Raw genomic sequence first — 17,613 nt, forward strand, 5'->3', positions numbered from 1 at the left:
CCCGTGCCCACGCAGAATCGCGCCACTACTGTGGGCACGGTGTCGTCCAAGCTGATCGATCTCGAGGTTCCGGTGCCCGAGCCGCCGAGGGATCTCGATGTGCGCAGCGGCCCCAGGATCCCCGTGCTCGGAAACGTCACGCCGCACGGCACGATCAGGTTCGGCGGCCCGCGTCGATTGGTCGTGCGGTTCGCGGCGATCCTCGCCTCGATGTCGTTCATCGTCTTCGCGGAGTTCCACAGCACCGATCCCTGGTTGATCGCCTACGCCGGCGCGGCGATCGTGGTCATCTCCGTTGCGGGATCCTTCGCGACGGCGCTCACCTGGATCGCGCCGGGCCGGCTGCGGCCCTTGGTGGTCGCGGCGTACTTCGCGCTTTCGTTCGTGATGTGGCCGTTGCTGCAGTGGAACGTCTGCATCCTCTGGCTGTTCCCGGCCATCGTCATCGGCGTGAGCATGCTCACCTCGGCGGCCACGCTCGGTTTCACCGTCGTGTTGATGGGGCTCGCCTTCGTGTTCCAGTACCTCAGCGGTGAGCGCGGGCTCGGGCTGCTCTGGGTGCCGGCGATCGTGGCATCCGTCTCGCTCATGATGTCCGCGTTCTCCCGTCAGGCCGCCTCGATCGTGCAGCTTCAGCAGACGCGTCATGAGCTGGCCCAGCTCGCGGTCGCCGAGGAGCGCGGACGCGTGGCCCGCGACATGCACGACATCTTGGGCCACTCGCTCACCGCCATCGCGGTGAAGGCGGAGCTCGCCGGAATGCTGATCGGAGAGGATGCCTCCCCGCGCGTGCGCGACGAGATCAGCGCCGTCGAGCAACTCGCCAGGGCCGCCCTCGCCGACGTGCGCACGACCGTCGCCGGCTATCGCGGAACGAGCGTCGCGGCGGAGCTCGCGAACGCACGATCCGTGCTGGCCAGCGTGGGGATCGAGACGGAGTTCCCCGCCACGGTCGAGTCCCTGCCGTTGGAGGACAGAGAGCTCGCCGGGTGGTTCGTGCGCGAGGCCGTCACCAACGTGCTGCGGCACTCCGGCGCGAAGGTGTGTCGCATCGAGGTCGCGGCCGACCTGGTGCAGGTGGTCGACGACGGCCGTGGACCGGGCGCCACGTCGACGCCGCGATCGTCGACCGGAAGCGGGCTGCGCGGGCTCGCGGAACGCGTCGCGGCGGGCGGCTGGATGCTCGAAACCGGAAGAAGCGAGCTGGGCGGTTTCCGCGTCGCCATGGTGCGCGGAGCCGTCGGCGGCGGAGTCGTCGATCCCGCCGCCCGAGGATCCGTGGCCGACGGGGCCGTGGACGAGGCGACGACCGATGACGGGGAGAAGGCATGACGCGCATCCTGCGCCTGCTGCTGGCCGACGACCAGGCGCTCGTGCGCGGCGCCCTGGCGACCATGCTGTCTCTCGAGCCCGACATCGAGGTGGTGGCCGAGGTCGGCCGCGGCGACGAGATCGTGCCGGCGGCTTTGGAGACGCGTCCCGACGTGGCGCTGCTCGACGTGGAGATGCCGGGCCAGGACGGCATCACGGCGGCGGCCGAACTGCGCGATCGGATGCCGGGCATCCGTGTGCTCATGGTCACGACCTTCGGCCGGCCCGGATACCTGCGCCGGGCGATGCGCGCGGGCGTCGCCGGCTTCGTGGTGAAGGACACGCCCGCCAAGCGCCTCGCCGCGATGGTGCGCGACGTCGCCGACGGCCTGCGCGTGATCGACCCCGCGCTCGCCGCCGAGTCGTTGGCGGCGGGGGACTCGCCCCTCACCGAGCGCGAGAGCGACGTGCTGAGAGCCGCGGAGTCGGGCGGCACGATCGCCGACATCGCCGGCGAGTTGCACCTCTCGGAGGGCACGGTGCGCAACTACCTCTCGAGCGCGATCGGCAAGACGGATGCCCGCACTCGGGCCGAGGCCGTGCGCATCGCGCTGGAGAACGGGTGGTTGTGAGGGGCGGCACTTCGAGACGGCCCGACAGCGGCCGCAGCCGATCTATCTGCCGAACTCGCTCACGCTGTCGGCTTCGATGGTGAGGATCACGCGCACCTGGTCGCGGCCCCCGTACCAGGCGTACGGCCGGCCGGTGTACTTCTGCGACAGCGACTCGATGTGTTCGGCGGCACCGTCACGGCTCACGGACGCTCGGCCGCGAACCTGGAAGTAGTGCGTCGGATTCGCCGGGTCGGCGACCGTCACCGCGACGCGAGGATCGCGGCGGATGTTCCGGACCTTCAGGTGCGTGTCCACACTGTTGATCACGACGTACTCGCCGTCCGTGTCGACCCACACCTGCGTCAGCTGCGGGGAGCCGTCCGGCATGAGGGTGGCGATGAAGCAGTGGCTGCGAGCGTGCAGCAGTGTGAGGAGATCTTCGGGCAGAGTCACGCGCTCACCCTAGTCACTTCACCGATGGACACCGGTCCGACTGCGCTTCGGACCAGGCTGGCCGTTAGGCGACCAGGTCGCGGTCGACGGCCAGTTCGCCGTTGTCGATGAGCCAGCGCACCGATTCCAACACGGTCTCGAGCGAGCCGTGGCTCGGTGTGTAGCCGAGCAGGTCGTGTGCCTTCTGCACGCTGAAGCAGGGGCTTCGCTCGAGGTGCTCGAAGCTTTGGACGGCGAACCGGGCCGTGGTCGCCTGGCGGAATTCGTCCCAGCTCACCGACTCGAGCACCGCGGTCCGGCCGAACCAGCCGGCCACCGCAGAGGCGAAGCCGCGGACCGTGAGCGCCGCGGGCGAGACGATGTTGAAGTCTTCCCCGGCGGCCGCATCGCGGTTCTGCACCGCGAGTTCGAAGGCCTGGGCAACATCGTCCGCGTGTACGTGGTGCACGGACTCCGCGCCGAGGCCGGGCATCCGCAGCGTCCCGCCAGTGGCCAGCGTCTGCCAGACCGTGGGGTCGAGGTTGCCGAGCGGGCCGATCGGCAACCATCCCGGTCCGGAGATGTGGCCGGGATGCAGCGACGTGGTCGCCATGCCGCCGGACGCGGTCTCCTCCTTCAGCAACTGTGCGATGAGCTCCTTCTGGATGCCGTACTCGCCGAACGGCGGCGTCATCGTCAGCTCCGTGGTCGGAATCACGGCACTGCGCCCGCAGCGCCAGATGGATCCGCACTCGATCAGGTGTCCGACCTCGCCGCGTAGCCGTTCGATCAGGGCTGACGCGGACTCCGCGGTGAAGCACACCAGGTCGATGACGACGTCGGGTCGCAGCGCGGCGACCCGACTCGGGAAGGTGCCGTCGGCATCCTCGCGCCGCCGGTCTGCAGTGACCTGGCGCACCTGCTGCCATTCCGGAGCGTCGGCATAGGCGTGGCTGGTGCCCCTGGTGATGTTGACCACCTCGTGGCCGGCACGCACCAGCCGCGGAACGAGGAACGTGCCGATGTGGCCGCTGCCACCGATGACGACGATTCTCATGGCTCTCCCCGCGTGTCGTTGCGACGGCGGTGTGGTCGGAGCCCGCCGCCTTCTCTGCACCACGGTAGGCCTCCCGTGCTCGCCTCGTGCGGTTCGGTCGAAGACCGTCGCGTCAGACGCGAATCGGCGGGCGGGGGATGCTCGCTGTGCGGCTCATGACAGCCGGTCACCGTGTCGATCGTCGTCATCGATGCTCGGGACTCCGCTATCGGGCTCTCTCGCCCGACTGCGGGCGTCAGAGAGGATGCTCTGTGTCGCCCTCGCCGCGCACGAGCGCGAAGAGGTCGCCGGTGGGTCCCAGGTGGTGGAGCTTGTCGGGGTTCAACTGGTTCGACAGAGACCGGATCTCGTCGCCCGAGATGTGGAGTGTGAGCACCGACAGCGTCGCTTCGCGTGCGCTGCGGAACACGAACGTGTGCTCCCCGTTGACGAAGACGGACTCGACCTTGACGCCGAGTTTCTCGCCACGCCGCATGAGACCGATGAGGAACCGGGCGACGGCCACGGCACCTTCCATCGGATGCTGGATGGCCGGCGCCTTGCCGCCGCCGTCGGCGGTCAGCACCACGTCGTTCGAGAGCAGACGCACGACGCCGTCGACGTCGCCCGTGCGCAGCGCGCGGAGGAAGTCGTCGGCGAGGCGAGCGGAACGCGCACGGTCGACCTCGAAGCGGGTGCCGTCGGCTCCCACTCGTTGCCGGGCGCGATGCAGGATCTGGCGGCACGCCGCGGGCGTGCGCTCCACGATCTCGGCGATCTCGTCGTAGTCCAGGCCGAGCGACTCGTGCAGCACGAACACGGCGCGCTCGACCGGACCGAGCCGTTCGAGCATCCTGAGCACGGCGACGGATGCCGTCTCGTCGCGTTCGATCTGCCGCGCAGGGTCCACATCGTCGACGAGCAGCGGCTCCGGCAGCCACGGGCCCACGTAGAGCTCGCGAGTGCGGCGCGCCGCACGGAGGGCGTCGATCGACAGGCGCGTCGTGATCGTCGAGGCGAAGGCGTCCGGCCGCTCGATGACCTCGCCGGCACGGGCGCGCTCGTGAAGGCGCAGCATGCCCGACTGCACGACGTCTTCCGCGTCGGTGACGCTGCCGAGCATTCGGTAGGCGATCGAGAACATGAGGGGACGGAGCCCCTCGGCTTCGGTGGCGAGATCCACCTTCGGGAGTCTGTCACACGCTGCCACGGTCATCCGTCGAAGGGGGTGACAGACAGGAGCAACACATGAAGATCTTCATCGCGGGCGCAACGGGTGCCGTCGGATCCCGCCTCGTTCCCCTCCTCGTGGCCGCGGGTCACGAGGTCGCAGGCACGTCGCGCACGGTCGGCGGCACGCGCCGCGTCGACGCCGCGGGCGGTCACGGCGTCGTCGTGGACGGTCTGGACACTGGCGCGATCAGACGAGCCGTGCTCGACGCTCGGCCCGACGTCATCGTTCACGAGCTGACCTCGCTCGCGGGCGGGATGAATCTCAAGAAGCTCGACGCATCCTTCGCGCTCACCAACGAACTGCGCACGCGTGCCACCGACGCGCTTCTCGCGGCCGGACGGGAGGCGGGAACGAGCCGCTTCGTCGTGCAGAGTTTCACGGGGTGGACCAACGAGCACACCGGATCCGCGGTGAAGACCGAAGCAGATCCGCTCGAGGCTCGTCCGCCCGCGTCGGCACGGCAGAGTCTCGCGGCGATCGCGCACCTCGAAGCCGCAACCGTGGCGGCCGGTGGACTCGTCGTTCGCTACGGCCCTCTGTACGGTCCCGGCCAGACGCTCGGCAAAGGCGGCGAGATGCTCGAACTCGTGGCCAGGAGCAAGATGCCCGTGGTCGGTGGCGGCCGCGGCATCTGGTCGTTCACCCACGTCGACGACGCGGCGTCGGCGACGGCCGCGGCGGTGACCGACGGAGCGCCCGGCCTGTACAACATCGTCGACGACGATCCGGCGCCGGTGGCGGAATGGATTCCTGTGCTCGCCGAATGCGCGGGCGGCAAGAACCCGATGCACCTTCCCGCGTGGGTCGCGCGTCCTCTGATCGGCGACTTCGGCGTGCAGTGGATGACGACCGCGCGGGGATCCTCGAACGCCAAGGTGAGGGCCGAACTCGGGTGGGCGCCGCGCTATGCGAGCTGGCGCGAGGGGTTTCGCACCGGGCTCGGGGACTGATGAAGGGGGCGCCGGGGTCGCGGCCGCCGGCGCCCAGCGTCTCGGAGTCGCCTACGCGGCTGCCTGCCCTGGAATGCCGCTCACTCCCAGGGAGAGATGGGGGAGCATTCGGGGGTTTCCCCGATGGTGGCGCGCGTCGGCGCTCGCGATGCTGGAGACATGAACACTCTCGAACGTCCCCTCGAAGGTCGCGTCATCGCAGGTGTCTGCGCGGGGCTCGCACGCCGCTTCGGCATCCAGCCGCTGACGATGCGGGTGCTGTTCCTGCTGTCGTGCCTCTTGCCGGGGCCGCAGTTCGTCGCGTACCTGGTGTTGTGGATCATCATCCCCGCCGAGCACAGGCGACCAGGCGTCGTCTAGTGCACCCGAGGATGTCCGCGCCGGCGACGAGCGCCGTCTCGGCGGCCCGACGATAGCGACGGCCGCTCGCCTCGGGCGAGGGAGCATACCTGGTCAGCAGCAAATATGGCGGAGGATGGGGGATTCGAACCCCCGAGGGCTTTCACCCAACACGCTTTCCAAGCGTGCGCCATAGGCCACTAGGCGAATCCTCCGGGCGGCCGTCGCAAAACGACCTCAAGGAATCTTACCCGACCCGAAGCGCCCTCCCGACCGCACGTCCCGGTGCGCCCCCAGCGGTCGATCCCCGGTCGAGAAGTCACAAAACGCGGTCGCGCACGGGTTGGATCGCATTTTGTGACTTCTCGCGCCCTTGCGCGGAACGCCGGAGCACGCGAAAGCGCGCTCCGGTCAGGGAGCGTGGAGGGACGGGCGTCGGGATGCCGGTACACTGGACGACGGCTCCTCGCGTGGCGCCATCCAGGCCAACTCCCCCAGGACGGAAACGTAGCAAGGGTAACCGGGCTCTGGCGGGTGCGCGAGGGGTCCCTTTTGTTTTGTGCGGCCGTCCCCGCCGGGCGCACCGCGGTCGAGCAGGTGCATGGTCGCGCTTGTCGCGGCGTACACGCCGCCGCGACGTGGAGCGTGTTGCGTTTTCGGGGCAGACGGTTCGCCTCGCGCCGAGCGCCTCACCCGTATCGGGCCCACCTTCGTCCTCGCCTCAGCTATCACTGCCACCGCAGCCCGCCGGCACCCCAGCCCGCCGGCACCCCAGCCCGCCGCAGGTTGAAGAGCCCGCGCAGCGGGCGTCTCGAAACCGGTGGCCCGAGAACGCTCGGGTTTCGAGACGCGCGCGGCAGGCCGCGTGCTTCGCAACCGGCGAGGCGGTGACGCGCGCGGCGAGCCGCGTACTCCTCAACCCGCGGCCAGAGGACTCGTCTCCACCCCTGGCGCGTCGCGCGGCGAGCCGACAAGGATGGACGTGCGGCCGCAACCGCGGCCGGGTTGGAGGGGTCCCGTGCCATTCGGGTCGGCATCGACGAAGTCTCGCAGCGACAAGAAGAGCGACAAGAAGAAGGACAGAACGAACCGGGGGAGCGAGGATGCGCAGGTCGTGGCATCCTCAACCGCCACAGAACCTGCGCACGACGGGGCATCCATCGACGACCCCGCGTTCCCGCACGGCACCTCAGGCGAACTGACGCCCGACACCATCGCGGCACTGGATGCCTGGTGGCGCGCCGCCAACTACCTCAGCGTCGGCCAGATCTACCTGCTCGACAACCCGCTGCTGCGTCGTCCGCTGACCCGTGACGACATCAAGCCGCGGCTGCTCGGACACTGGGGGACCACGCCGGGGCTCAACCTCATCTACGCGCACCTGAACCGCGTCATCCGGGAGCGCGACCTCAACACCATCTACGTCACCGGTCCCGGCCACGGCGGTCCGGGGCTCGTGGCCTGCGCCTATCTCGACGGCACGTACTCGGAGGTGTACCCGCACATCCGCGAGAACGAGGACGGGCTGCGCAAGCTGTTCCGGCAGTTCTCGTTCCCCGGCGGCATCCCGAGCCACGTCGCGCCCGAGACGCCGGGGTCCATCCACGAGGGCGGCGAGCTCGGCTACTCGCTGAGCCATGCGTACGGCGCCGCGTTCGACAACCCCGACTTGCTCGTGGCCTGCGTCGTCGGCGACGGTGAAGCCGAGACCGGGCCGCTGGCCACCAGCTGGCACTCGAACAAGTTCGTCGACCCGCGCCAGGACGGCGTCGTGCTGCCGATCCTGCACCTCAACGGCTACAAGATCGCGAATCCGACGGTGCTCGCGCGCATCCCGGAAGACGAGCTCATCGACCTCTTCCGCGGCTACGGGCACAAGCCCTACCTCGTGACCGGGGGCTTCGACGGCGAGGACCCGATCGAGGTGCACAAGCGCTTCGCCGCGGTGCTCGACGAGGTGCTCGACGACATCGCCACCATCAAGGCGGATGCCCGCGCCGGCCGCTACGACGCCGCTCCCGGCGAGGAGCAGCACGGCTCGACCCCGAGCTGGCCGATGATCATCCTGCGCACGCCCAAGGGCTGGACCTGCCCGCACGAGATCGACGGCGTGCAGGTGGAGGGCACGTACCGCGCGCACCAGGTGCCGCTCGCGAACGCGCGCGACACCGAGGCGCACACGCGCATCCTCGAGGACTGGATGAAGAAGTACCGCCCTGAGGAGCTGTTCGACGAGGCGGGTGCTCCCGTCGGGCTCGCCACGGCGCTCGCGCCCGACGGCGACCGGCGCATGAGCGCGAACCCGGTGGCCAACGGCGGGCTGCTGCGCAAGCCGCTCTCGCTGCGCGACTTCCGGGACTTCGCGGTCGACGTGCCGTCGCCAGGCGCCACCGTCGACGAGGCGACCAAGGTGCTGGGGCACTGGCTGTCGACGGTGATCGAGGACAACCCGCACACGTTCCGCATCTTCGGGCCCGACGAGACGGCATCCAATCGCCTCGCACCGGCGGTGTACGAGCACACCGACAAGCAGTGGAACGCCGAGATCTGGGAGACCGACGATCACCTGGCGCGCGCGGGCCGCGTCATGGAGATGCTGAGCGAGCACCAGTGCGAGGGCTGGCTGGAGGGCTACCTGCTCACCGGTCGCCACGGCCTGTTCAACTGCTACGAGGCGTTCATCCACATCGTCGACTCCATGTTCAACCAGCACGCCAAATGGCTGAAGGTGACGCGGGAGATCCCGTGGCGCAGGCCCATCTCGAGCCTGAACTACCTGCTCTCCTCGCACGTGTGGCGGCAGGACCACAACGGGTTCAGCCACCAGGACCCCGGCTTCATCGACCACGTCGTGAACAAGAGCGCCGACGTGGTGCGCGTGTACCTGCCGTTCGACGCGAACACGCTGCTGAGCACCTACGACCACTGCCTGCGCTCGGAGAATTACGTCAACGTGGTCGTCGCCGGCAAGCAGCCCGCCGCGAACTGGCTGACCATGGACGAAGCGGTGGCGCACTGCACGCGCGGGCTGGGCATCCTGGAATGGGCGGGCACCGAGGTGCCGGGGGACTCGCCGGATGTCGTGCTCGCCGCGGCGGGGGACATCCCGACCCTCGAGGTGCTCGCGGCCGCGAAGATCCTGCGCGAGCAGATCCCCGACCTGCGCGTGCGCGTGGTCAACGTGGTCGACCTGATGCGGCTGCAGTCGGAGACGGAGCATCCGCACGGGCTCTCCGACCGCGAGTTCGACGCCATCTTCACGACCGACAAGCCGATCCTGTTCGCGTACCACGGCTATCCGTGGCTCATCCATCGCCTGACGTACCGGCGGCACGGACACGACAACATCCACGCCCGCGGTTACAAGGAGAACGGCACGACGACGACGCCGTTCGACATGGTGATGCTCAACGACCTCGACCGCTACCACCTCGTGATCGACGTGATCGACCGCGTGCCCGGCCTGTCGGAGCGCTACGCGGAGCTGCGCCAGAACATGCAGGATGCCCGCCTCGCCGCCCGTCAGTACACGCGCGAACACGGTGAAGACATTCCCGAGGTCGCGAACTGGGCCTGGGGCGATTCCGCAGGCGCTGTCGGCGAGAATCGGTCTGTCGACACCGGAGGGGACAACGCGTGAAATCCGTCTACATCACGTCGGTCGAGGGCCGCACGGGAAAGTCCACGGTCGCACTGGGCGTCGTCGACCTCCTGCTGCGGCAGGGGCGCAGGGTCGGCGTGTTCCGGCCGATCGCCCGCACAGCGACCGGGGCGGACTACGTGCTCGACCTGCTGTTGCGGGTCGACGGCGTGGTGACGGCGCGGGAGAACGCGATCGGCGTGACGTACGACGACGTGCACGCGGATGCCGACGGCGCACTCTCCGTCATCATCGACAGGTACAAGGCGGTGGAGGCATCCAGCGATGTCGTCGTCATCGTCGGCAGCGACTACACCGACGTCGGCACGCCCACCGAGCTCGGTTACAACGCGCGCATCGCCGCCAACCTGGGCGCGCCGGTGCTGCTCGTGCTGGGCGGGCGTGCCGCCTCCGGAGCCGACGAGCGGCTCGGGCAGTCGGATGCCCGCACCGCTGCCGACCTGCATCAGCTCGCCGAGGTGGCCGGTTCGTCGCTGAGGGCGGAGCACGCCGACCTGCTCGCGACGATCGTGAATCGCGCCGACCCGGATGCCGTCGGCGAGATCGCGGGCGCCGTCGCGTCCGGCCTCGACGCGGCAGACGATTCGCCCGTGTGGACCATTCCCGAGGATCCGCTGCTGGTGGCGCCAGCGGTGCGCTCGATCATGGCCTCCGTCGACGGCGAGCTGCTGCGCGGCGACCCCGAGCTGCTCGATCGCGAAGCGCTCGGCGTGGTCGTGGCCGCCATGTCGATGGAGAACGTGCTGCCGAGGCTCATCGAGGGTTCCGTGGTGGTCGTGCCCGGCGACCGCACCGAGGTGCTGCTCGCCGTGCTCATGGCCAACGCGTCCGGCACCTTCCCGTCGATCGCCGCGATCGTGCTCAACGGCGGGTTCGAGCTCAGTGAGCCGATCCAGCGACTGCTGCAGGGCATCCGCACCAACCTGCCGATCATCGGCACGTCGTACGGCAGCTACGAGACCACGGTGCGCATCACGCACACGCGCGGCAGACTGGCCGCCGACTCCGAGGTCAAGCGCGAGCGCGCTCTGGCACTCTTCGAGAAGTCCGTCGACGAGGATGCCCTGCTGCGGCTCCTCGACGTCTCGCGCGTTCCCATCGTGACGCCTCTCGCCTTCGGGTACGAACTGCTCGAGCGTGCGAGGTCGAGCCGCAAGCACATCGTGCTGCCGGAGGGCGGCGACGACCGCATCCTCCGCGCCGCCGGCATCGTGCTCGCGCGCGGCATCGCCGATCTCACGATCCTCGGCGAGTCGTTCGAGGTGCGATCGCGGGCGATCGAGCTCGGCGTCGACATCCGCGATGCGCAGGTGCTCAGCCCGTTCGACGACGTGCTGCGGCGCAAGTTCGCGGCCGAGTACGCGAAGCTGCGCGCCCACAAGGGCATCACGCTCGACCAGGCCGCCGACACCGTCACCGACGTGTCGTACTTCGGCACGCTCATGGTTCATCTGGGGCTCGCCGACGGCATGGTGTCCGGCGCCGCGCACACCACGGCGCACACGATCAGGCCGGCGTTCGAGATCATCAAGACGAAGCCGGGCGTCGACGTCGTCTCCAGCGTGTTCCTGATGGCTCTCGCCGACCGGGTGCTGGTCTACGGCGACTGCGCGGTCATCCCGGATCCGACGGCCGATCAGCTCGCCGACATCGCGGTGTCGTCAGCGGCGACCGCAGCCCAGTTCGGCATCGAGCCGCGGGTGGCGATGCTCTCGTATTCGACGGGGGAGTCGGGCACAGGTGCCGACGTGGAGAAGGTGCGGGAGGCGACGAGTCTCGTGCACGAACGCGCGCCGGAGCTGCTCGTCGAGGGGCCGATCCAGTACGACGCGGCAGCAGATGCCGCGGTCGCGGCGGCGAAGCTGCCCGGCTCCAGCGTGGCCGGCCGCGCGACGGTGTTCATCTTTCCCGACCTCAACACGGGCAACAACACGTACAAGGCCGTGCAGCGTTCGGCCGGCGCCGTGGCGATCGGTCCGGTGCTGCAGGGCCTGCGCAAGCCGATCAACGATCTGTCGCGCGGTGCGCTCGTCGACGACATCGTGAACACGATCGCGATCACGGCGATCCAGGCGCAGGCGTGACGGTGCCGCGGGTCCTGAGCGAACGCGGCTACCTGACCGAGCACAGCGAGTCGAAGGGTTTTCCATGGCATCTGTACTGGTGATCAACAGCGGATCGTCGTCGTTCAAATACCAGCTGATCGACGCCGAGACCGAGGAGCGGCTCGCATCGGGGCTCGTGGAGCGCATCGGTGAGGCCTCCGGGCACGCCACGCACGACACTGCCGACGGACATTGGGAGCGTTCGCTCGAGATCCCGGACCACACGGCGGGCTTCGCCGTGATGACGGACGCCTTCGCCGAGCACGGCCCCAGCCTCACCGACAACGCACCCGTCGCCGTCGGTCATCGCGTCGTGCACGGCGGGGCGAGGTTCTTCGAGCCCACGCTCGTCACACCTCTCGTGCTCATCAACATCGAGGACCTCTCCGACCTCGCGCCGCTGCACAACCCGGCGAACGTCGAGGGCATCAAGGCGGCCCAGCAGGCGTTCCCCGACCTGCCGCAGGTGGCTGTGTTCGACACCGCTTTCCACCAGACCATGCCGCCGGATGCCTACACCTACGGCCTCGAGGCGACCACCGCCGAGCGCTATCGCATTCGCCGTTACGGGTTCCACGGCACCAGTCACAAGTTCGTCTCCGAGGCCGCCGCGGCGTTCGTCGGCCGCCCGCTGGACGATCTCAAGCAGATCGTGCTGCACCTCGGCAATGGGGCGTCCGTGTGCGCGGTCGACGGTGGGCGCTCGGTCGACACCAGCATGGGCTTCACCCCGCTGGAGGGCCTCGTGATGGGGACGAGAACCGGGGACATCGACCCCGCGGTGCTGCTCTATCTGCAGCGCAGGACCCGCATCGCGGTCGACGAGCTCGACGATCTGCTGAACAAGAGGTCGGGCATCCTCGGGCTCTCCGGCCACAAAGACATGCGCGATCTCACCAGGGCGGCGGATGCCGGCGACGAGGCCGCCGAGCTCGCGCTCGGCGTCTACGTGCGTCGCCTCAAGCGCTACCTCGGTGCCTACATCGCGGAACTCGGCGGTGTCGACGTCATCTCGTTCACGGCCGGCGTGGGAGAGAACTCGGCGATCGTGCGCGCACGTGCGCTCGGTGGGCTGGAGCGGCTCGGCATCGTGCTCGACGCCGACCGCAACAACGGGCCCAACCACGGGCCGCGTGTGATCTCGACGGATGCCTCGCCCGTCACCGTGCTCGTGGTGCCCACCAACGAGGAGCTCGAGATCGCCAGGCAGACGCTGGATGTGGTGGGGTAGGCCGTCTGCCGTCTGCCGTCTGCCGTCTGCCGTCTGCCGTCTGCCGTAGGGCCAGCGAGTCGACAGCGGGCTGTTTGACGGCGAGCAACGCCGTGCTCGAAATCGGAACTTTGTGGATCGCGTGGGTGTGTTGCATCTCACTGCCGGCGTGGCGCCGCGAAACTCCGATTTTCGGCACGGCCCAGCTCCGCTCGGCGCAGCGGGGGAGGGGGCCAAGCGGCACGCCGCTCAACTCGCGTCTCTGACCATGCGGCCGATGGTCTCCTCGATGTAGTCCCAGTCGGTGTCGACCATTGCGGCCGGCACTCGCAGGGTGCGGATGCCTATCCATTCCGCCGCGAGGTCACGTCGACGATCCGATTCGAAGCTGCTCTCGTGAAACTCGCGGCCATCGGTCTCCAGGTCGACCACGTTGTTGATGAGATTGTCGACGTGCCCGACGCCCGGGATGAACACCTGAGCGCGCACCCGAAAGCCCGCTCGTTGCAGTCGAAGCCTGGCTTTGGTCTCGTATCCGGACTGTGGGCCCTCCTGCGCGAGGGCGAGTGCCGGCCCGAGGCGAATCGGTGCAGAGTCGATCAGCTTGTGGAAGGTCGCGGACGAGATCGTCTTGAGGTGGCGCGCCGACTCGAGTGCTGCGACGACATCGTCAGGATCATCGAAGCAGGTCATGGCGCGGCGAAGGGCAGTGGACATGCTGACGCGTAGCCGGTCATGGCCGGCGCTCGCGTCGGACCAATGGATGTGGGTGCCTTCCGGCAGCAGGTCGGGTCGCACGAGGCGACCACCCCGCGGAAGGCGCAGGTGCAACCGAGCGTCGTGCCCCGTCCAGACCTTCTTCTCCCGCAACACGCTCAGACAGTCGAGCCGCGCCCCCAGCTGAACAGCGAGTCGCGCGTCGCCGCTCAGATGTGCGCAGGCGAGCGTGCCGCGGCGTGGACGCCACACCGTGGCATCCGCTGCGAGCCTCGCGACGCTTCGTCGCGACATTCCCGCCGCAACGAGTGCGCCTGAGGTGGCCACGTGGCCGAACTCGCAGAGGGTCACGTGGCCAGGCTCGCGCCTTCGCGCACTTCAGGGGCGGGGCGGCACGGATCTGTGGAGAGCCTCGCGTCGGGGGACGGCGTGGACGCCGAGCTGAGACTCGGACTTCCGCGCGACATGCCGCGTGCAGTGCGCGACACGCCGGGTATCCCTGCAAAAGTCCGATTTCCAGCACACCCGTGTGCGGGTGCGGGTGCGGGTGCGGGGTGCGAGAACGCGCGTCAGCGCACCCGCTGCTGCACGTAGGCGTCGAACGCCTCGCTGCTGGTCTTGCCCGGCGTGTAGCCGAGCATCGTCTTGAGCCGCGTGTTGTCGAGCACGGGCCGGTACTGCAGAAAGCCGACGCGTTCCGGCCCGTGCACGGTCAGGCGCAGCGCGTGCCCGACCCGCAGCGCGAAGGCGAGCAGCCCTGGCGGAACGGCGACGGTGCCCTTGCCGAGGCGACGGGCGATCTCGGGCACGGTGAGGCATCCATCGCCCGCGACGTTGAAGGCTCCCGTCACGTCGCCCGTGGCGCCGGCGACGATCGCGCCCACCACGTCGTCGACCCAGACGAACACGAACGGGCTGTCGGAGCCGCGCACCACGAGCAGCCGCGGCCCGTCCCACAGCGCCGTGATCTGGTTCTTCACGGTCGGTCCGAGGATGGTGCCGATGCGCAGCACCACCTGGCCGAGCTCGGGATGCTCCGCGCGGTACTGCGCGAGCATTTCCTCCACGAGTCGCTTGTGCCGCGAGTAGCTGAACTCGTCGTTGCCGCGAACGGGGTCGTCTTCGGTGAGCCACTCGGGACTGTCGGCGTGGTAGCCATACGCGGCGCCCGACGACGACACGACGATGCGGGCGACCCCACCGGCGACGGCAGCTTCGAGCACGTTACGCGTTCCGCCCACGTCGACCTTGTACTCGACGTCTTCGCTGAGCGTTCCGGGGTTCACGATCGCGGCGAGATGCACGATGGTGTCGATGCGGTGGGCGGCGATGACGGATGCCACACTCGCCTTCTCCGTCACATCGCACGTCTCGTAGACGGCGCCCTCGACGGCCTGCACGGGTGGTCGGATGTCACCGGCCACGACCACCTCGACGGCGGGATGCCCCGCGAGCGCGCGGACCGCGCTCGACCCGAGGAATCCGCTGCCGCCGGTGACGAGAACGCGCCTCATGCCGCGCCCCCGCCCGTCTCGGCCGGGGCGGAGTCACCGGCCGCGGCTCCGCCTGCCAGATCGCCGTCGCCCGCGATCGAGGCGCCTCTGGCCGGGCCCGTCGCTGCTGAGGCAGGCGCGCCCGCGGCGGCCGGCACGCCCGCTGCGGCCTCCTTGCGCCTGGTGTGCCACCCCCACAGCGTCGCGACCGCGAGTCCGGCGATGATGTCCCAGATGCCCCACCAGCCGGCCACGACGGCCATGCCGCCGAGCCCGCCGAAGAACGTGAAGATGAGACCGAGGCCGAGCGCCGAGTTGCGGATGCCCACCTCGAACGTGATCGCCTTGCGCTCGCGCACGCCGAGTCCGCCGATGCGCGCGCTGGCGTAGCCGAGCGCGAGGGCGACGGCGTCGTGCAGGAACACGACGATCAGCACCACGCCGATCACCTCGATGAACACGGCCCAGTTGCCGGCGAGAGCCGCCACGATGAAACCGACGAGACCGATCAGGCTGATCCACCGGGCGTACGGGTGCACGCGGCCGGCGAACCTCGGCCACCGGTGGCGGATGAAGAGTCCGAGCACGAACGGCACGCCGATCACGAGCAGGATCTCCAGCACCATCTGCACGACGTTCACGTTGACCTGCTCCATGATCGAGCGGGCCGTCGGGTGCAGGTGTCCCCAGAGCGCGACGTTCAGCGGCAGCACGAAGATGTAGATCACGTTCGACACGGCGGTCATCGACACCGACAGGGCGACGTTGCCGCGCGAACGATAGGTGAGCACCTGCGAGATGTTGCCGGGCGGGCAGCACGCGACCAGGATCATCCCGAGCGCGATGGATGCCTGCACGTTCAGCAGCAGGGTCAGGCAGAACGTCACGGCGGGCAGCAGCACGATCTGCGCGATGAGCGCGATGATCATCGCCTTGGGCGCCTTCAGCACCGCCTTGAAGTCGCTCAGGCTCGTGTCGAGCGCGATGCCGAACATGATGAGCCCGAGCACCACGTCGAGCGCGATCAGAGATCCGGGCGCGAAGTTGACGGTGACGTTGTCGACGTTCATCGGGCGACCCTCTCGCGGGAGGACCCGCCGACCAGCGCGTCGCGGTGCGCGCGCACCTGGCGGCGGTAGGCATCCTTGTTGACGTAGTACGACATGCGGTCGAGCCCGAGGTAGTGGTAGCCGCCCGTGAGGTCGGGCCAGGGCTTGGCGACGCGCTCGCGGAATGCGGATGCCTGCTCCGGCTCGTCGCGAACGCTCGCCAGATAGGCCGCCACTAGCTCCGCCTGCTCGGCCCTGCCCTGCCAGCCGAGCCCGGACGCCTCCACCATGCCGAGCACGAACAGCCCGTTGAACGACGGCGGGAACACGTTGAGATAGAGCGAGGGCGATGCGGTCTTCCAGTTGAGGTGGGCGCGGCCGACGAACGGATAGTCGAGCGTGTATCCGGTGGCGAGCATCACGAGGTCGTAGTCGTCGCTGCTGCCGTCGGCGAAGTGCACGGTGCGCCCGTCGAACCGGTCGATATCGGGCATGACCCGCAGGTCGCCCTGGCCGAGATGGTTCAGCACGAGCGTGTTGACGATGGGGTGCGACTCGTAGATCTTGTAGTCCGGCTTCGGGAACCCGAACTTCACCGGGTCGCCCGTGAACGCCTTGAGCACGCGGGTGTCGATCGCCTGCTTGATCGGCGCGGGCAGCGGACGTCCCTGATTGAGGGTGTCGCTCGGCTTGCCGAAGAGATACCTCGGAACGAAGTAGTAGCCGCGGCGCACGCTCAGGTCGATCTTCGCGGCGTGATGCACGGCATCCACAGCGATGTCGCAGCCCGAGTTGCCGGCGCCGATGATGAGCACGCGCTTGCCGTCGAAGACCGACGCCTTCTTATATGCCGACGTGTGCATGAGCTCGCCGGTGAACTCGCCGTGGAACGTCGGCACGTTCGGAGTCGCCAACGTGCCGTTGGCGAGCACGACGGAGGCGTACCGGCCCGTGCTGGTCTCGCCGTTCGGCCCCTGCGCGGTCACCTCCCAGCCGCGCGCGCCGGAGGCGTCCCCGTCGACCGGCTCCACGCGGGTGACGGCGGTGCCGAAGCGGATGCGCCTGCGCAGGTCGAACTCGTCGGCGTACGCCCTGAAGTACGCCATCAGCTCGCGATGGCCGGGATAGTCGGTCGTCGAGCGCATGGGGAACTCGGCGAATTCCGTGGTGGTGCGCGAGGAGATGAGGTGGGCGGATTCGTAGACGGTCGAGCGGGGGTTGTCGATGTTCCAGAGACCGCCCACGTCGTCGCCGGCCTCGAAGACGTCGACGTCGAACCCCGCCTTGGTCAGTGCGCGGGCGCCGGCAAGGCCGGACGGCCCGGCACCGATGATCGCGATCTGGTGCACGTGGGACTCCGATGTCTGTCGTCGCTTTCGGGTCATCGCGGCGACACGTCAGCATAAATCGCCTGATGAACCCCTGAAGAATCGAGAAGGCTCCGCGGTATCGATTCTCGGTC

The 17,613-nt window shown here is 69.0% G+C and carries 14 protein-coding genes, 1 tRNA gene and 1 other RNA gene; 8 read left to right on the plus strand and 8 right to left on the minus strand.

Annotated elements, in window-relative coordinates; genetic code table 11:
* Window positions 1–3: 3 nt before the first annotated feature.
* Both FPZ11_RS17200 and FPZ11_RS17205 read left to right on the plus strand, forming a co-directional pair.
* Window positions 4–1,332 carry a sensor histidine kinase gene (locus FPZ11_RS17200; RefSeq protein WP_168203894.1) on the plus strand — a complete coding sequence of 443 codons (1,329 nt, stop codon included), beginning with the start codon at window positions 4–6 and terminating at the stop codon, window positions 1,330–1,332.
* The gene (locus FPZ11_RS17205; RefSeq protein ID WP_146322270.1) at window positions 1,329–1,943 is read left to right on the plus strand and encodes a response regulator transcription factor; all 615 of its coding nucleotides are present in this window, start codon (window positions 1,329–1,331) and stop codon (window positions 1,941–1,943) included. Before FPZ11_RS17200 ends, FPZ11_RS17205 begins: the two co-directional genes overlap by 4 nt.
* A 42-nt stretch (window positions 1,944–1,985) precedes the next feature.
* Here the strand turns inward: FPZ11_RS17205 and FPZ11_RS17210 are convergent, their stop codons facing one another.
* The 3 genes from FPZ11_RS17210 to sigJ form a co-directional block, all read right to left on the minus strand.
* A complete protein-coding gene (locus tag FPZ11_RS17210; protein ID WP_146322271.1) occupies window positions 1,986–2,378 on the minus strand; it encodes a PPOX class F420-dependent oxidoreductase in 393 nt (130 codons plus the stop codon).
* Window positions 2,379–2,442: 64 nt separating this feature from the next.
* Entirely contained in the window at window positions 2,443–3,414 is a 972-nt protein-coding gene (locus FPZ11_RS17215; protein ID WP_146322272.1) for an NAD-dependent epimerase/dehydratase family protein, read from the minus strand.
* A gap of 235 nt (window positions 3,415–3,649) precedes the next feature.
* Window positions 3,650–4,576, minus strand: coding sequence for an RNA polymerase sigma factor SigJ (gene sigJ / locus FPZ11_RS17220; protein WP_146322273.1), 927 nt, complete (start codon window positions 4,574–4,576; stop codon window positions 3,650–3,652).
* Window positions 4,577–4,641: 65 nt separating this feature from the next.
* Between sigJ and FPZ11_RS17225 the strand changes: the two genes are divergently transcribed.
* Together FPZ11_RS17225 and FPZ11_RS17230 are read left to right on the plus strand one after the other, a co-directional pair.
* Window positions 4,642–5,577, plus strand: coding sequence for an NAD-dependent epimerase/dehydratase family protein (locus FPZ11_RS17225; RefSeq protein ID WP_146322274.1), 936 nt, complete (start codon window positions 4,642–4,644; stop codon window positions 5,575–5,577).
* A 159-nt stretch (window positions 5,578–5,736) separates the two neighbouring features.
* The gene (locus tag FPZ11_RS17230; protein ID WP_146322275.1) at window positions 5,737–5,937 is read left to right on the plus strand and encodes a PspC domain-containing protein; all 201 of its coding nucleotides are present in this window, start codon (window positions 5,737–5,739) and stop codon (window positions 5,935–5,937) included.
* A 106-nt stretch (window positions 5,938–6,043) separates the two neighbouring features.
* Here the strand turns inward: FPZ11_RS17230 and FPZ11_RS17235 are convergent.
* Window positions 6,044–6,131, minus strand: a tRNA-Ser gene (locus tag FPZ11_RS17235).
* Window positions 6,132–6,373: 242 nt separating this feature from the next.
* Here FPZ11_RS17235 and ffs point away from each other — a divergent pair.
* The 4 genes from ffs (at window position 6,374) to FPZ11_RS17255 (ending at window position 12,913) form a co-directional block, all read left to right on the plus strand.
* Window positions 6,374–6,470: signal recognition particle sRNA small type (gene ffs, locus FPZ11_RS17240), an RNA gene on the plus strand.
* A 644-nt stretch (window positions 6,471–7,114) separates the two neighbouring features.
* A complete protein-coding gene (locus tag FPZ11_RS17245) occupies window positions 7,115–9,556 on the plus strand; it encodes a phosphoketolase family protein (protein WP_246846699.1) in 2,442 nt (813 codons plus the stop codon).
* Window positions 9,553–11,661 (plus strand): phosphate acetyltransferase, encoded by a 2,109-nt coding sequence (pta, locus tag FPZ11_RS17250; RefSeq protein ID WP_146322276.1) that lies wholly within the window; start codon window positions 9,553–9,555, stop codon window positions 11,659–11,661. The genes FPZ11_RS17245 and pta overlap by 4 nt, the downstream gene beginning before the upstream one ends.
* Before the next feature lie 64 nt (window positions 11,662–11,725).
* On the plus strand, window positions 11,726–12,913 hold the full coding sequence (locus FPZ11_RS17255) for an acetate/propionate family kinase (RefSeq protein WP_146322277.1): 1,188 nt from the start codon (window positions 11,726–11,728) through the stop codon (window positions 12,911–12,913).
* 228 nt (window positions 12,914–13,141) lie between these two features.
* Here FPZ11_RS17255 and FPZ11_RS17260 read toward each other — a convergent pair whose 3' ends face one another.
* From FPZ11_RS17260 to FPZ11_RS17275, 4 genes are all read right to left on the minus strand, one after another.
* The gene (locus FPZ11_RS17260) at window positions 13,142–13,960 is read right to left on the minus strand and encodes a putative endonuclease domain-containing protein (RefSeq protein ID WP_146322278.1); all 819 of its coding nucleotides are present in this window, start codon (window positions 13,958–13,960) and stop codon (window positions 13,142–13,144) included.
* A gap of 218 nt (window positions 13,961–14,178) precedes the next feature.
* Window positions 14,179–15,123, minus strand: coding sequence for an NAD-dependent epimerase/dehydratase family protein (locus FPZ11_RS17265; RefSeq protein WP_146322279.1), 945 nt, complete (start codon window positions 15,121–15,123; stop codon window positions 14,179–14,181).
* A complete protein-coding gene (locus FPZ11_RS17270; protein WP_146322280.1) occupies window positions 15,120–16,172 on the minus strand; it encodes a bile acid:sodium symporter family protein in 1,053 nt (350 codons plus the stop codon). The genes FPZ11_RS17265 and FPZ11_RS17270 overlap by 4 nt, the downstream gene beginning before the upstream one ends.
* Window positions 16,169–17,500 carry a flavin-containing monooxygenase gene (locus FPZ11_RS17275; RefSeq protein ID WP_210415906.1) on the minus strand — a complete coding sequence of 444 codons (1,332 nt, stop codon included), beginning with the start codon at window positions 17,498–17,500 and terminating at the stop codon, window positions 16,169–16,171. Before FPZ11_RS17275 ends, FPZ11_RS17270 begins: the two co-directional genes overlap by 4 nt.
* Window positions 17,501–17,613: the final 113 nt, after the last annotated feature.

Source organism: Humibacter ginsenosidimutans, from assembly GCF_007859675.1.
Taxonomy (GTDB): domain Bacteria; phylum Actinomycetota; class Actinomycetes; order Actinomycetales; family Microbacteriaceae; genus Humibacter; species Humibacter ginsenosidimutans.

Excerpts from the sequence above, each read along its gene's own strand:
- FPZ11_RS17225 (WP_146322274.1), top strand. The coding sequence starts at position 4,642 with ATGAAGATCTTCATCGCGGGCGCAACGGGTGCCGTCGGATCCCGCCTC.
- FPZ11_RS17205 (WP_146322270.1), top strand. The coding sequence starts at position 1,329 with ATGACGCGCATCCTGCGCCTGCTGCTGGCCGACGACCAGGCGCTCGTG.
- FPZ11_RS17215 (WP_146322272.1), bottom strand. The coding sequence starts at position 3,414 with ATGAGAATCGTCGTCATCGGTGGCAGCGGCCACATCGGCACGTTCCTC.
- FPZ11_RS17265 (WP_146322279.1), bottom strand. The coding sequence starts at position 15,123 with ATGAGGCGCGTTCTCGTCACCGGCGGCAGCGGATTCCTCGGGTCGAGC.
- FPZ11_RS17255 (WP_146322277.1), top strand. The coding sequence starts at position 11,726 with ATGGCATCTGTACTGGTGATCAACAGCGGATCGTCGTCGTTCAAATAC.
- FPZ11_RS17270 (WP_146322280.1), bottom strand. The coding sequence starts at position 16,172 with ATGAACGTCGACAACGTCACCGTCAACTTCGCGCCCGGATCTCTGATC.
- FPZ11_RS17230 (WP_146322275.1), top strand. The coding sequence starts at position 5,737 with ATGAACACTCTCGAACGTCCCCTCGAAGGTCGCGTCATCGCAGGTGTC.